The sequence below is a fragment of the Amycolatopsis sp. WAC 04182 genome (assembly GCF_003947465.1).
GTDB lineage: Bacteria > Actinomycetota > Actinomycetes > Mycobacteriales > Pseudonocardiaceae > Amycolatopsis.
On sequence record NZ_QHJJ01000070.1, the window covers coordinates 1 to 630 of the forward strand.

The following is a 630-nucleotide window of genomic DNA, read 5'->3' on the forward strand; positions in this document are numbered from 1 at the left end:
GAGCGGGACAAGGCGCGGCTGGAACACACCTGGGAGATTGCCAAGGCGTTCGGGCTGAACGACTTCGCCTCGGCCGAGGCCGAGCTGGCGGGCAAGTTGCGGGCGCACGCGTGGAACACCGGCGACGGCCCGACCGAGCCGTTCCAGTACGCGGTGCGCTGGCTGCGGCAGAACGACGTGCTGCTGCCCGGGATCAGCACGCTGACCCGGCTGATGGCGCGCGAGCGGGAACGCGCCACGCGGGAGCTGCATGACACGCTGGCCGCGCTGCTCAGCGCGCAGCAGCGGGCGGTGCTATCTGCTGCTGGCGGTGCCGCCGGGCAAGAAGGTCTCGGGTCTGGAGCGCTGGGGGGAGTGGCTCGTCGAAGGCGTCCGGGCCGCAGATCGTCAAGTCGCTGGATCTGGTCGCCGAGATCGGCGGCACCGAACTCGGCTGGCTGGAGCTGGACACCGCAGTGCCGCAGCGGCGGCTGGACGAGCTAGCCCGCTACGGCCTGACCGCCCACTCCTCCCTGGATCTGCCCGCGAACCGCTGGTGACTGGCGACTGTCAGGGGATCACGGGCGCTGTCTGGAGGCGGCGGCGGGACCGGGCCAAAGCCCGCACGCCTGGTTGGCCGCTCCTGCCAGT

General features: G+C 71.7%; 1 protein-coding gene. It reads left to right on the forward strand.

From position 1 onward, the window contains the following. A partial coding sequence (locus tag DMH01_RS42580; protein ID WP_125685104.1) for a DUF4158 domain-containing protein occupies positions 1 to 483 on the forward strand: 483 nt, incomplete at its 5' end. Positions 484 to 630 lie beyond the last annotated feature (147 nt).